Below are 13,479 nucleotides of genomic sequence, written 5' to 3'. Positions count from 1 at the left end.
CCCGCTTCCTCTCAGATGATGGGCTAACGATAAGATCATCCCTTGAACGCCTATCATTTCACTTCTGCGAAGGCGAACGCTGCAAAAAAAATGGTCGCTTGCATCATTTTTTTTGCATGGTTCACGTTATGTTCATACAGAAAGTTTAACGTTGAGGTATACACGCGAGTAGGAGGGGTTCTGGTTGAATGGTTTAATCCGCTTTTCGATGAATAAAGTGGCTGCAATGGTTATATTGATTGCCCTGCTTGTAGGAGGGGGGCTATACGCAACGGCGACTCTGAAAATGGAGACGATCCCCGATATCTCTTTTCCAGTTGTCATGATTCAAACGACATATCCGGCACCGCCAATGGATGTGATGGATGAGGTGACGAAGCCGATTGAGGATAAAATCGCGAACATACAAGGGCTGGATACACTCAGCTCAACGTCTAGCGATAATGTTTCCAGCATCGTTGTCCAGTTCAAGCAAGGCTACGATGTAAAGGAGAAAAAGACGGAGCTGGAAAGCATGCTGCAGGAAGTAGTGCTTCCGGGTGGCGCGAGTACGCCAAAAGTTCTGACCTTCGGCTTTTCCTCCCAGCCTGCTTATTACTTAACGCTTTATGCCGGGGAGGGCATGTCGCAAACCGAGCTTAACAAGCTTTATGAGGATAGCATCGAGCCATCGCTGGAAGGCGTTAATGGCATTGACCATGTCAATTCGATCGGGGTCAGTTCAACCTCGCTTGATATTTTACTGGATGCAGATGCTTTATCCGTCTTCAACTTGTCTGCGATAGAGGTAACGAATGCCATTCAATCTGCTCTGACGGATGGTGCAGTCGGTTCTGTAGAGCTGGACGGCAAATCGCAGATGGCGCGGGTGACTGGCGATTTGAACAGCATTTACGGCCTCCGCAATTTGGAGTTTGCGACGAGTACAGGCCAAACGGTGCTGCTTCAGGATTTGGGAGATGTCCAGGCTGTAAACGAATCAAAGTTTATTGCCCGCTTCAACGATCAGCCTGCGCTGGGCATTCGTCTCTATAAGATGAGCGAAGCCAATGCGGTTGATTTCTCCAATGAAGTCAACGCGGTGCTTACCGATTGGGAGACCAATCAGCCAGCGATTACATTCCAAAAAATCTACGATGGCGCCGATGAGGTTAGAAAATCGATCAGCGGCATTTTGAAGGAAGGCTTAATCGGGGTTGCGCTTGCCTCGCTTATGATTCTGCTGTTCCTTCGCAATATTCGGATGACGATGATCGTTCTCGTCTCGATTCCGCTCTCGATTTTAATCACCTTGATTATGATGTCGAGCATGAATATTACGCTGAACATAATGACGCTTGGCGGCATGTTCATCGCCATTGGGCGAATTGTGGACGATAGTATCGTCGTCATTGAGAACATATACAGCAATCTGGAAAAAGCGCAGGAGCGCGGCGAATCCGTCATCATTATGGCGACCCGCCAAGTTTCCATGGCGATTACGTCCTCGACGCTCGTTACGGCAGGCGTGTTCCTGCCGCTCGCTGTCGTTGGCGGCATCGTTGGACAGATGTTCCGGCCGTTCGCGCTGACTGTATCTTGTGCCCTGCTTGCTTCACTGCTCGTGGCACTAACGGTCATTCCAATGATGACAAAGCTGCTCGTACTTCGCAGCCGCAAGCAGATTAAGCAGAATGAGCATGCGCATGACGGCAAAGTAACGCGTCTATATGAGCGTATTCTAGTATGGTGTTTGTCTAATCGGATCAAAACCTTGCTGATGTCGCTTGTTATGCTTATCGTGACAATGGCGATTACGATACCGAATTTGGCGGTTAACTTTCTGCCTTCTAGCGGTCCGGAGAAGCTTGTGTTCTTCCAGGTGAAATACCCATATGAAACGTCGCTGGAAAGCAATGACATGCAGTCACAAGAGATTGAGAAGATGCTGCTGGATGCCAAAGACAGCCAAGGCGGCAGCCTGTTCACCTTCGTGGAGTCCTTGGTCGGATATGCAGACAGTGACGATACCGTTCCTTATACAACCTCGCTTACCGCTGAGATCAGCGAAGCAGAGGATGCGACGCTAGTCTTGAACAACTATGTAGAAATAATTAAAAACCAGCTGCCCCAAGGCACAGAAGTAACGGGCCAAATGGCAAGCGGCGGTGGAGGCCTTAGCGGCGGAACCTTCTCTTATGTGCTGAAAGGTGACGATCAGCAGCTGCTTGAGCAGGGGGCTGCGCTCATCAAGGATAAAATGAAAGAGTTCCCTGAGCTTACCAAAATCACCGATACGCTTAGCGACGCCAAAACGGAAATCAGCATTTCCGTTTCCCAGACGAAGGCTAGAGAGCTTGGACTTAATCCTGCTGGGGTCAGAGATTCCGTCCGGATGTGGCTTGCAGAGCAGCGTCTCGGAGATGTTCGCTTTGATAATGTTTTGTATTCCACGGTGGTTAAGCTTCGCGATGAAGATAAAGGCTCGCTTGAGAAGCTTGGCAGAATGCCGATTTTATCGCCAACGGCAGGCATCGTTTATTTGCAAGAGGTTGCTAAAGTAGAGGAAGTACAGGCTCCTGCTGCTTTGAGCCGGGAATCGCGCTCGCAAGTCGTGAAAATGTCGGCTACCATCGATGCAGCGAACCAGACCGAGGTCAGCACAAGAGTGGCGGCAGCGCTGGATGCGATTGAGCTTCCAACGGGTGTATCTACCGAGATACAAGGCGTGTCGGAAGACATCGCCGAAAGCTTCACGCAGCTGTTTATGGCTATGGCTGTATCTATCGCAATCGTTTATTTTATACTCGTTCTGTGCTTCGGCAATGCCAGCACGCCATTTGCAATTCTATTCTCGCTTCCGCTCGCCATTATTGGCGGTTTGCTCGGCCTGCTGGTTACGAATGAATCGATTAATATTACATCGCTCATCGGGTTTATGATGCTGATCGGCATCGTCGTGACCAACGCGATCGTATTGCTCGACCGAGCGCAGCAGCTGCGGCATGAAGGCTTCTCCGTCCGCCATGCACTGGTTGAAGCGGGCAGAGTCCGGTTGCGTCCGATTATTATGACGGCAGGCGCAACGATAGTAGCGATGATACCGCTGGCAATGGGCGCTGGTGAAGGCGTACTTATTTCTAAAGGACTTGCGGTCGTTGTTATCGGCGGCTTGATCACTTCTACACTGCTCACGCTTGTGGTTGTACCCGTCGTATATGAGATGCTTGAAGCGATTACGGGCAAGCTGTTCCGCAAAGGGAAAGGCCAATCTGCACCAGTAGATTTCAATAAGCCTGCTAATTTGGAAGGTTAACCATTTAGCACATAAATGATTAAGAGGGTTAACAATATAGAGGGGAGCTGGAACATATGTTTTTTCGTTTGATCAAGCAGGAGCGGCGAAGCAAAGCCGCACTCGCAACCGTGTTTGCGGTGGCTTTAATGGCTGCCGGATGCTCGAGCGCGGCACCTGCTGCAGAGGAGACAGTAGTAGAGCAGCAAGTGACAGTCATTAAAACTGAGGCGGCAGCCAAGCACAGCATGGGAAATCCGCGCGAGCAGGTCGCTGAGGTAAGCGCCTCGGTACGTCTGGATATCCCGACAATGGCTTCTGGCAAAATCGCCCGCGTGCTGAAGAACAATGGCGACACGGTTAAAAAAGGAGAAGCCATCATTCGATTGGAGTCGAATCTCGCAGAGCTGGACCGCAAGCGCGCGGAAACCAGCTTGACGGCAGCAGAGCAATCATTGGTAAAGGCTAAGCAGGATATAGCTTCAAGCCGTTCCACTTTGCTGAATAATATTGCTAGCCTGGAGACGCAGTACATTCAAGCTAGTGCCGGTGACGATCAAAATTTGATTGATGCCGCACGCCGCAATCTGGAGTCGGCCAAGCAGCAGCTTTCCGATCTGGATAATGGCAGCTCGCTTTCCGGCTTGCAGTCCCAAATCGATGCGGCGAGATTAGCCGTCGAGCAGGCGGATATTCAGCTGGACAGCTATCAAATTACCGCTCCAGCGGACGGTACGATTACTGATTTTTCCGTGAGCGAGGGCATGACGATTAATGCAGGTACGGTAGTAGCTGTGGTGCAAAATGTGAAGCAAATCTCAATTAAAACCGAGCTGAGCGAACCAGCGGCCGAGCTTGCACGAGGCAAGAAAGAGCTCGTTTACTACAATGCCGATAACCCTTCGGTGAAGAAAAAGGCGAAAGTGGTCTACCTCGCTTCGGTACCTAATGCCAAAACGAGAATGTACGCGCTTGAGCTTACAACGGAAAATACGGATGGCTCGCTAAAACCAGGCGGACGCGTTCAGGTGGAGCTGACGACGGTTGCAGAGGAAGAGGTTATTGCCGTTCCTTCGCTGAGCATTGTGCGTGAAGGCAGCGAAACTTTCGTCATGCTGTCCAATGCGGGTACAGCCGAGAAGCGCGCAGTTAAACTGGGCCGCGTCAATGGCGTCTATCAGGAAGTATTGGAAGGATTGAAAGCAGGCGAGACCGTTGTCGTCTCCGGCCAGCATACGCTGAGCGATGGGCAGAAGATTGAGAACGAAGAGGCTGCGAAGCAGTCCTAAGGTTGGCGAAAGCAAAGGAGGGGGCGGCAAGGAAGCTCCTTCCTTTTTTTATTTTTAACAGAAATTTTGATAGCATGTCTGGACTTTCTATTATTTTGTCAACAATGTATGGTGGAATAGCTGGCGGCGGTTTGTTACACTAGTAGCAACAGATTGCTAACTATTGAGGAGAATGTGCGGTACTATGAAAGCAAATATAACGCGTCAAGATGTAGAGTTGCTTGCTCCGGCGGGCGACTGGGAATGTATGCGGGCGGCGGTTGCGAACGGTGCGGATGCTGTCTTTTTTGGTGTGGAAAAATTCAATGCGCGTGCGAGAGCGAATAATTTCCGCAGCGAGGAGCTGCCTGAGATTATGGCCTTTTTGCACAGCTATGGCGTGCAGGGCTTTTTGACTTTTAATATTCTAGTGTTTGAGGACGAGCTTCGCGATGCTCAGACGCTCATTGAAATGTGTATAGATGCAGGTGTGGATGCGGTTATCGTGCAGGATTTGGGACTCGTGAAGCTCATTCGCGAGCTGTCGCCGGATTTCCCGATTCATGGCTCGACGCAGATGACGATTACTTCTCCGGAAGCGGTGGAATTTACGAAGCCGTTTAATATGGAGCGCGTCGTCCTCGGCCGCGAAAATAACCTCAAGCAAATCAAAACGATTGGCGAGCAGGCGAAGCTTCCGATGGAAGTGTTCGTGCATGGCGCATTATGCGTATCGTATTCCGGTCAGTGTCTAACGTCGGAAATGTGGGGCGGACGCTCGGCGAACCGCGGCGAATGCGCGCAGGCGTGCCGTCTGCCTTATGATCTGATGGTCGATGGCAAGCATCAGCCGATGGGCGATATTTCGTATTTGCTGTCACCGAAGGATTTGGCGGCGATCGATCTCGTGCCTGAGCTGATTGAAGCAGGCGTCGTTTCCTTCAAAATCGAAGGACGTCTCAAAAGCCCGGAATACGTAGCCAATGTGGTCAGCAAATACCGCAAGGCGATTGATAAATATTTTGACGGCGACCTGTCCAAGCCATCGGTAGAGGAAGTTCGCGAATTGCAGCAAAGCTTCTCGCGCGGCTTCACACATGGCTTCCTGTCGGGCACGAACAATAAAATGCTCGTCGAAGGCACGTTCCCAAAAAGCCGCGGCGTCTTCATTGGCCGTGTCGAGCGGATTCTCCGCGATGCGGTAACGGTGCGTCTGGAAGCTCCGCTTAAGCGTGGCGATGGCGTCGTCTTCGACGCTGGCGATCCGACGAAGAAGGAAGAGGGCGGCCGCGTCTACGACATTCGCCGCCAAGGCGTGAAGATTGAAGGCGAAGCGCAGGAAGGAACGCTGCTGGAGCTCGTTCCAGGGCGCAGCGACGTTGATTTGCGCAAGGTGCATGTGGGTGACCGCGTATGGAAGACGAATGACCCGGCGCTGGATAAACGTCTGCGTGCGACCTATGAGACGGAAAAGCCCTACCGCGTTTTCCCGCTTCATGTTTCGGTAACAGGCAAGCTTGGCGAGCCGCTGCGGACGATATGGACAGATATGCAAAAAGGAACGACGGTAGAAGTAGTATCCGAACTGATGCTGGAGCAGGCGCAAAAGCGTCCGATGGATGCCGAGCTGCTTAATGATCAACTGGGCCGTCTAGGCGGAACGGTTTATCAGCTCGATCATTTGGAAGTTCTGCTTGAGGGCGAACTTATTGTGCCCGTGCGCGAGCTTAACCGGATGCGCCGCGAAGCGGTGGAGCATTTGGCTGGAGAACGTCCGAAGCCGCCCGTCTATGTGAAAAATAACATCGACCCGCTGGCCTATACCGCGGATCAAGAAGCTGTTCCAGCAGCTGTCTCCGGCTATTCGCACGAAGGCGATCTTGCGCCGCGCCTGACGGCTCTATGCCGCGGCTTGCCGCAAGTCGAAGCGGCAATCGCCGCCGATGTCGATATGATTTATGCTGATTTTGAATTTATTAAGCAGTTTCCGGCAGCTGTAGAGCTGGCGCGTGCGGCTGGCAAGCCGATCGCTCTGGCAACCCCGCGCATTCATATGCCGGGTGAAAACGGCTACCATGCTAACATTTTGAAGCTTAAGCCAGATGCTGTGCTTGTCCGCAATACAGGTGCGCTTTATTATTATTTGCGCGCTAAGGCCGAAAACCCAGATCAGCCATTCCCTAAGCTGATTGGCGACTTCTCGCTTAATGTGGCTAATCACAAGACAGTGAAGCTTTTTGAAGAAGTTGGCCTCGATATGATTACGCCGTCTTACGACCTGAACATTCAGCAAATGATGGACATGCTGAACAAGGCTAATACAGCGAAGCTGGAAGTCGTAATCCAGCAGCATTTGCCAATGTTCCATACGGAGCACTGCGTCTATTGCACCTTTATGAGTGAAGGCACCAACTTCACGAATTGTGGACGCCCGTGTGAAGATTCGCGCGCTTCCTTGCAGGACCGTATTGGCATGTCCCATCCGGTTCGCGTAGACGAAGGCTGCCGCAATACGGTGTACAACGCTATTGAGCAATCAGGCGCTGAATATATTAAGCAATTTTTGGAGCTGGGCATTCCATCGTTCCGCGTCGAGTTTTTGGAAGAAACGCCGGAGCGGGTAACGGAAGTGCTATCTCTTTACCGCGATGCGCTCGATGGCCGTATTACGGGCACTAAAGTATGGCGTACGCTGAAAGCAACGAACCAAATCGGCGTAACGCGCGGACAATTGGTGAAGTAAGAAAGCAGCAAGAGGGGGGAGCCGGCATTGCGGGAAACGCAGTGCCGGCTCTTTTTGAAGGATACAACCAGATCACTCTCAGGGGCGAATTTTGAGCTTATCGAAGTTGTTTGACACCGCCATGCGGCTCGCTTAGCATAGGAAGAAGCAGGCTGCAATTTAGAGCCGTATTTACTGAAATAACTGAAGCGCTCATAACGACAAGAGACTGCGACGAAAGAAAGTACCGCTAATTTGTTGGCAAAACTCCCAAAACCGTGGAGATTTTGTCAACAAAAGCGGTACTAATTTCCTCGTAGCTCCTAAGTGAGTCGCATAACGGATAGGGATAAGCGGGGTAATGTTGAGGATGGACGTACAATGGTATGCAGGTTGGAGACATGTATTTAAGCTGGACCCGGAGCGCAGCATCTCGGATGAGGAGCTGGATGCAATTTGCATGTCGGGTACAGACGCTGTATTAGTAGGAGGCTCTAGTGGCGTAACATTTGAAAATACAGTAGATTTAATGGCGCGCATTCGCCGTTATGCGGTAGATTGCGCGCTGGAGGTATCGACGATGGATGCGGCGGTTCCCGGCTTTGATGGCTATTTCGTGCCGCTCGTATTGAACACGAGCCAGGCAGAGTGGATTAATGGCCGCCAGACAGAAGGGCTGCAAGCATTCGGCTCTTTCATTCCTTGGGAGGAAACGGCGGCGCAAGGTTATATTATATTGAATGAAGAAGCGACCGCGGCCAAGCTGACAGGCGCGAATGCCGACTTGGACGAGGAGCAGCTGCTTGCGCATGTGCAAATGGCAGACCGGCTCATGCGCCTACCCGTCATTTATATCGAATACAGCGGACGTTACGGCGACATGGCACTCGTTCACAAAGCGTATGATACGATCGCGCAGGCCCAGCTATTTTATGGTGGGGGCATCGACAGCGCAGAGAAGGCGAGCGAGGCGGCATCGGCTTGCGATACCGTCGTCGTCGGCAATATTATTTATGCAGATTTGGAGGCAGCACTGGCTACTGTGCCTGCCGTTCACAACACGATTCGCAAGCATACAAGAAACGAAGCCTAGCTTTTATAAAAACAACCGTCTATTTAGGGATTTATTTGCATCGGTAAATTGACACTTCACGGCCCGTTGTCTACACTGTTGATAGGCGAACAAATGCGAACAAAGGAGAACGACCATGTTTAATTTTATAAGCATCGACGAGGCGGTACAGAAGCTTAACCCACCGCAGCGCGAAGCGGTAAAAGCAACCGATGGGCCGCTATTGATTATGGCGGGAGCGGGCAGCGGCAAAACCCGCGTATTAACCCATCGGATAGCTTATTTAATTGAGAAGAAGCGCGTAGCGCCTTGGAGCATTTTGGCGATTACCTTTACGAATAAGGCATCGCGTGAAATGCGTGACAGAGTTAGCGCACTGATTGGCCCGTCGGGCAACGATATTTGGGTATCAACGTTCCACTCGATGTGCGTGCGGATTTTGCGCAAGGACATTGACCGGATTGGCTTTACTTCGAATTTTACGATTTTGGATTCAGGCGATCAGCTGTCGGTTATTCGCAATTGCATGAAGGATCTGAATATCGACACGAAGAAATTCGAGCCGAAGGCTGTTCAAGCGTCCATTAGCGCCGCGAAGAATGAGCTGCTAACGCCGGAGCGGTATGAGCAGAAGGCGGGGGACTATTTTCAGGATATCGTCATTAAGGTGTATAAGTCCTATCAGAAGCGGCTCAAAAGCAACAACTCGCTCGATTTCGACGATTTGATTATGAAGACGATTCAACTGTTCCAGGAAGTGCCGGAGGTGCTTGATTTTTACCAGAACAAATTCCGTTACCTCCATGTCGATGAGTATCAGGATACGAACCGTGCGCAATATATGCTGTGCCGCATGCTCGCAGACAAGCATCACAATATTTGCGTCGTCGGCGATAGCGACCAGTCGATTTACCGTTGGCGCGGAGCGGACATTACGAATATTTTGAATTTCGAGGGCGATTATCCCGAAGCGCAGACGATTATGCTGGAGCAGAACTATCGTTCTACGGCCAATATTTTGAATGCGGCGAATGCGGTCATCAGCCTCAACACCGGACGCAAGCCGAAGAATCTCTGGACCGATCAAGGTGCCGGAGACGAAATTACGGTGTATCAGGCCGATTCTGAGCATGACGAGGGTTATTTTGTAACAGGCGAAATTCGCAAAAATAAAAATAGCGGACGCAAATTTGCAGATCACGCCATTTTGTATCGGACCAACGCTCAGTCGCGGGTCATAGAGGAAATTTTGATCAAGTCGGATATTCCTTATCAAATCGTTGGCGGCATCAAGTTCTACGATCGCAAAGAGATTAAAGATTTGCTCGCTTATTTGCGGCTGATTTCCAACCCGGATGACGATATTAGCCTTGCACGCGTCATTAATGTGCCGAAGCGCGGCATTGGCGATACGACGGTTGGCAAGCTGGCCGAGGAGGCAGCGCGGAGTGGCACTTCCATTTTCAACGTCTTGGGTAATCTACAGGGGCTGGATATCAATGCCCGTACGCAAGCGCTGCTTGGAGAGTTCTATATAATGATCAGCAACCTTGCCGGCATGGTTGAATATTTGTCGGTAACGGAGCTGACGGAGAAGGTGCTAGAGATGACCCAGTACAAGCTGGAGCTTCAGCGCGAGAAAACATTGGAATCGACGGCACGGGTCGAAAATATTGACGAGTTCCTGTCCGTTACGATGGATTTTGAGAAACGCAACGAAGACAAGACGCTTGTATCCTTCCTGACCGATCTCGCTCTCATTGCGGATATTGATTCCATGGATAAACAGGATGAGCAGGGCAATGCCGCCCCAAGTGACGCTGTTGTACTGATGACGATGCATAGCGCCAAAGGCTTGGAGTTCCCAGTTGTCTTTATTATTGGCATGGAGGAGAGCATCTTCCCGCACAGCCGCGCCTTAAGCGACAATGATGAGCTGGAGGAGGAGCGCCGACTTGCCTATGTAGGCATAACCCGGGCAGAGAAGCAGCTGTTTATGACTTCGGCCCGGATGCGCACCTTGTTCGGACGGACCGCATCGAATATGCCTTCACGCTTTCTGGATGAAGTGCCGAGCGAGCTCAAAAAGGATGCTTCCGCTTCGGGCGGTTTTGGCCGCATTGGAGGCAGCAGGTACGGTGGTGGAAGCTCGACTGGCTTCGGCTCAGGCGGACGCACGGCTCCTTCGCGTCCGGCGGCAAATGGCGGGCTTGGCTCAGGCGGCCGATCGCTAGGCACGAGCACAAGCAGCGGCGTTCGAGTAAGCACGCCGCAAGCAGCCGGTGCAGGTGCAGCGGGCGCAGCTGGTGATGCAGGCGCGAAGCAGTTCGCTGCCGGCGACCGGGTAGCCCACGGCAAATGGGGCGAAGGCGTTATCGTTTCCGTGAAAGGAACAGGCAATGACATGGAGCTTCAGATCGCTTTTCCCGCTCCGACAGGGGTGAAACGCCTGCTTGCAGGCTTTGCGCCAATAACGAAAGTTTAGCTCATTATTGAAAGGGGACATTTGCTGTGGAAATGAACCAAGCGGAAACAGCTGCAGCTTCGCCTGCCCAAACCGAACGAATGATTACGCTAATTGATGAAATTACCGCACATAACTACCAGTATTACACGCTGGATCAGCCGTCCATTGACGATGCTGATTATGACAAGCTTTATGATGAGCTGGTCGCATTGGAGAAGGAGACGGGAACCGTGCTTCCTGATTCGCCAACGCAGCGTGTTGGGGGAGAACTGCTTAAGGGCTTTGAGCCGCATCGTCACCGGGCCAAGCTGTGGAGCTTGGACAAGGCGCAAAACATTGAAGGGCTGCATGCCTGGAACCAGCGGATGCTGCGGGCGGTAAACGATTATAATACGAAAAATCCAGATGTTGATCCGCTCCCAGACCCAAGCTATGTTATTGAGCTGAAGTTCGATGGATTGACGCTGAACTTGACCTATGAGGATGGACAACTGATTCAGGCGGCTACGCGGGGCAATGGAGCGATAGGCGAAGGGATTCTGGCACAGGTGAAGACGATTCGTTCTGTCCCGCTCACGATTCCTTATCGGGAGGGTTTGATTGAGGTGCAAGGCGAGGGTATTATGCAGCTGTCGGTGCTGGAGAAGTACAATCAGACGGCTGCTGAGCCGCTCAAAAACGCGCGCAATGCAGCTGCTGGCGCCCTGCGCAACTTAAATCCGAAGACGACGGCTGAGCGGAAGCTGAGCGCTTTTTTCTACAATATAGGCTATTCGGAAGAGCTGGCATTCACCACCCATCAGGAAATGCAGCAGTTTTTGCGGGACAACCGGTTTAAAGTAAATCCGTATGCAGTCTACTTTGATACGATTGAAGAGGTGGCGGCGGAACTGGAGCGTTTGGCAGAGGGCCGTACCGATCTCGATTATTTAATAGATGGAGCTGTGGTCAAGCTCACGGATATCCGCACTCGTGAAGCGCTCGGCTATACAGACAAGTTTCCGCGCTGGGCGGTTGCATTTAAGTTCGAAGCGGAAGAAGCGGCAACTATATTGCAATCCGTTTCTTGGGAAGTTGGCCGTACTGGCAAAATAACGCCTGTCGCACGCGTCGAAGCCGTTGAGCTTGCCGGAGTGACGGTGCAAAACTGCACGCTCAACAATATAGGCGATATTGAACGGAAAAATCTTAAGTTTGCGCTTGGTACGTTCGTAACCATTCGCCGCTCCAACGATGTCATACCGGAAATACTCGGCAAAACCGATGAAATAGATGGCCAGGAAATCGTCTTTCCAGAGCAGTGTCCTTCTTGTGGCACGGAGCTTGAGCAGCGCGGCGCGCATTTGTTTTGCAACAACCGCTTAGGCTGTGGTCCGCAAATGATCGGTCGTATTACGCATTTTGCCTCGCGCGATGCGATGGATATTGATACATTCAGCGTTATGACGGCTGAACAGCTGTTTACAGAGTGCAAGGTGCATGACCCTGCTGATCTGTATGCGCTGGAGTATGACGATCTGATTAAGCTTGAACGGTTCGGCGAGCGGAAGGCGCGCAAGCTGCTTGATGCGTTCGAGAAGTCCAAGAGCAGGGATTTGACGGCATTTCTATATGCGCTCGGCATTCCGAATACAGGGAAGTCCACCACGCGGACGCTAGCAGATCATTATGGCAGCCTGGATGCTGTTATGGCCGCTTCGGCGGAAGAGCTGGTGGAGCTGCCTGATATCGGAGGTATTGTAGCGGAGAGTATTGTAAGCTTCTTTGCCGATCCGGTAATGGCTGACAGCATCGCCCGTATGCGGGCTGCAGGTGTAAGCGCGGAAGCGGAGCATAAAGCCGTTGTACGGGAAGATAGTGTATTCAGCGGCAAAACGGTGGTCATTACAGGGACATTATCCGGCATGAGCCGCGACGAAGCTGCAAAGAAGCTCGAAGCATGCGGAGCGAAAGTATCCGGCAGCGTGTCGAAGAAGACGGATTATGTCATTGCGGGCGAAAATGCAGGCAGCAAGCTCACGAAAGCGAAGGAGCTCGGTGTTACCGTTATTGAAGATGAAGCCGAATTGCAGCGTTTATTAGAAGGAAACGAAGCGTAATAGACCGAAAAGTGCCGCCACGCCTGGGTTTTGGGACGTGCGCGGCGCTTTTTATCGTTATAAGGGCTAAGGATTTAAATGTGGATTAATAAAAAATGAAAAGTTTTTTGCGAAAGTAGTTGCATTTCGAAAATGGACATGGTATATTACTTCTTGTCGCTTCGGAGACATCGCGTTACACAGCAGAAATATTGAGAAATAAACAATAAAATAAGCTGTTGACACTGTCGAAGAATGGTGATAACATATACAACTGTCACTACAAAATGTGACAAACAAGTTCCTTGAAAACTGAACAAATGGATCACGTCAAAATCCAAACAATGTTTTAAATAGCTAGTTAAGTAATGAGCAAGTCAAACAACACCTAAATGGAGAGTTTGATCCTGGCTCAGGACGAACGCTGGCGGCGTGCCTAATACATGCAAGTCGAGCGGAGTTGATGGAGTGCTTGCACTCCTGATGCTTAGCGGCGGACGGGTGAGTAACACGTAGGTAACCTGCCCGTAAGACTGGGATAACATTCGGAAACGAATGCTAATACCGGATACACAACTTGGTCGCATGATCGGAGTTG

General features: G+C 51.2%; 6 protein-coding genes and 1 rRNA gene. All 7 read left to right on the top strand.

From position 1 onward, the window contains the following. Positions 1 to 184: 184 nt before the first annotated feature. Positions 185 to 3,295: an efflux RND transporter permease subunit gene (locus AC50Y5_RS11650; RefSeq protein WP_494860762.1), complete on the top strand. Its 3,111-nt coding sequence runs from the start codon at positions 185 to 187 to the stop codon at positions 3,293 to 3,295. 56 nt (positions 3,296 to 3,351) lie between these two features. After that, complete coding sequence (locus AC50Y5_RS11645) at positions 3,352 to 4,563, top strand: efflux RND transporter periplasmic adaptor subunit (RefSeq protein WP_494860760.1); 1,212 nt, start codon at positions 3,352 to 3,354, stop codon at positions 4,561 to 4,563. A gap of 184 nt (positions 4,564 to 4,747) precedes the next feature. Next, positions 4,748 to 7,285: a U32 family peptidase gene (locus AC50Y5_RS11640; protein ID WP_494860758.1), complete on the top strand. Its 2,538-nt coding sequence runs from the start codon at positions 4,748 to 4,750 to the stop codon at positions 7,283 to 7,285. 349 nt (positions 7,286 to 7,634) lie between these two features. Beyond that, positions 7,635 to 8,357 (top strand): heptaprenylglyceryl phosphate synthase, encoded by a 723-nt coding sequence (gene pcrB / locus AC50Y5_RS11635; protein WP_099518277.1) that lies wholly within the window; start codon positions 7,635 to 7,637, stop codon positions 8,355 to 8,357. Positions 8,358 to 8,472: 115 nt separating this feature from the next. Beyond that, entirely contained in the window at positions 8,473 to 10,821 is a 2,349-nt protein-coding gene (gene pcrA / locus AC50Y5_RS11630) for a DNA helicase PcrA (RefSeq protein WP_056037006.1), read from the top strand. A 32-nt stretch (positions 10,822 to 10,853) separates the two neighbouring features. Then, positions 10,854 to 12,902: an NAD-dependent DNA ligase LigA gene (gene ligA / locus AC50Y5_RS11625; RefSeq protein WP_494861506.1), complete on the top strand. Its 2,049-nt coding sequence runs from the start codon at positions 10,854 to 10,856 to the stop codon at positions 12,900 to 12,902. 368 nt (positions 12,903 to 13,270) lie between these two features. Further along, positions 13,271 to 13,479 (top strand): 16S ribosomal RNA (locus AC50Y5_RS11620); the annotation flags it as partial.

The sequence above is a fragment of the Paenibacillus sp. JT22N7 genome, assembly GCF_059383875.1.
The sequence above is the reverse complement of the archived record's forward strand: the minus strand, read 5'-3'. Positions and strand labels throughout refer to the sequence as shown.